We start from the raw sequence: 1877 nt of genomic DNA, 5'->3' as shown, positions 1-1877 counted from the left end.
TGATACACCCCTTGTCTAGTAGACACGTAAAATAATTAAATTTATGAACTTAGAATACTCAGCATCCATAATGTCGCTGGGTATTCTTTTATATTACTTGTTGATGTATTGATTGTTGTTTCTTTTGTTGTATTTCAGCCCAAAACTTTATATATCTGTTTGCTTGTTTTATTGGGTATTTAGTAGGTTCTGAAGTCTGTAGTGCTTCTTGCCTAACTTGTCCACAGGTCTTTCCTTTATATCGTTTTTGTGGATATTTATTTATGTAGTAATCAAGAGTTCCATATATTGCGGCAATCATTTCTTCATTGGATTTAATATTGGGATAAAGTATAAAAAGGATATCTTTAAACATTCCCTGAAAGCCCTCACATGGTCCATTATCAATGCATCGAGACACTCTCGACATGGATTGTGTCATTCCATAAGTTTTTAACTTTGTTTTAAATACTGCTCTTGTGTATTGAAAACCTCTATCACTGTGATAAATAGGAGTTGCATTAGGATAAGCATTATGAGCTATTTCTAAAGTTGCATCAGTAAGTGCTGTATCATTCTTCTCTGATACAACAAATCCAACAGGGTATCTATCATACAAATCTATCACAGGGCTTATGTATAGTTTTTTACCTGTGTTTGGAACTTTAATTTCTGTAACATCAGTACACCATTTTTCATTAGGTTTTTCGGAATTAAAATCTCTTTTTAAAATATTATCAGCAGTTTCTTCTGGTGTCGTCTTTTTATAAACATATCTTGAAGATCTCCTATAAGAAGATGTTATGTCATTGATGCACATAATCCTATAGATCTTGTTATGCCCGCTGGTAAGATGGTATTCGTTCCTAAGGGCATAATACATGTTCATTGCACCAAATAAGGAATTGTTTGATATAGCAATCTCTTTAATTTTAATAAGAATTCTTTCATCTTCTAGTTGCTTTTCTGTAGGAGCAGAATTAAGCCATTTATAGTAAGCGGCCCTAGAAATGTTAAGATGCTTACACATGAATGAGATATCCCATTTTTCATCAGATTCATGAAGTTCCTTTATAAGTTCATAATCAACGATTCTATTATAATGGGTATAGTAAGCACGTTTGGCTTTGACTAACCCATGAATCACCACCTTTCTCGTTGATCTGCTTTTTTTAACAATTCATATTTCTTTCGGTATTCCTCTTTTTCCCGTTCAAGTTGAGCAATCTTTCTTTCAGCCTTTTCCATTTCTGATAGTTCATCTTCCTGCTTACGCTTTCCACGGTTATCCGTAAGAGCTTCTTCACCATGGTTTTCAAATTTTCTGACCCACTGATAAAGCTGTGCATATTTACACCCATACTTAGCTGCAGTTCCTTTAATATCTCTGTCATGTTCAAGACAATATTTTACGATTTCAATTCTTTCCTCAAAAGTAGTTTTTAATGTATCTCCCATATAGACCTCCGGTTTCGGATCGTAATCCTTTAATTCTATATGTCTATTATACTTCTTTAGCCATCGTCTGAGTATTGATGTGGAAGGAATATTATATTTTAAAATCAGTGAAGATTGAGAACCCTCACCATCTAAATATTCCTTAATGACTTTTTCCTTAAATCCCTTGGAATAGCTATTATTTGTGCTTTTAGATTGAAAAGCAGAAGTTCCATATGTTGAGTAAAGTTTAGACCAATAACGTATTGTCTGTTCTCCATTTTTTTTCATATTTAACTCAGTTGCTAGACTGTTAGCAGATTTTTTTCCGGAAAGGAATTCGGTACATGCTTGAATTTTTTCTTCTGGTGAATACTTAGATTTAGACATAATAAAATCCCACCTCCATAGATAAATGAAATTTAATTATTTCATCTGTCTACCTTAGTGGGATTATATCA

General features: G+C 33.0%; 2 protein-coding genes. Both read right to left on the bottom strand.

Annotated features, from left to right (window positions below; all coding sequences use genetic code 11):
* Window positions 1-88: 88 nt before the first annotated feature.
* Window positions 89-1126: an IS3 family transposase gene (locus tag RR561_RS09070; protein WP_332507563.1), complete on the bottom strand. Its 1038-nt coding sequence runs from the start codon at window positions 1124-1126 to the stop codon at window positions 89-91.
* Complete coding sequence (locus RR561_RS09065) at window positions 1123-1806, bottom strand: helix-turn-helix domain-containing protein (RefSeq protein ID WP_332507561.1); 684 nt, start codon at window positions 1804-1806, stop codon at window positions 1123-1125. The genes RR561_RS09070 and RR561_RS09065 overlap by 4 nt, the downstream gene beginning before the upstream one ends.
* Window positions 1807-1877 lie beyond the last annotated feature (71 nt).

Source organism: Peptostreptococcus sp. (assembly GCF_036639115.1).
In the GTDB taxonomy this organism is placed as follows: Bacteria; Bacillota; Clostridia; order Peptostreptococcales; family Peptostreptococcaceae; genus Peptostreptococcus.
Note: the sequence above shows the minus strand (reverse complement) of the source record. Positions and strands in the feature narration are given on the sequence as shown.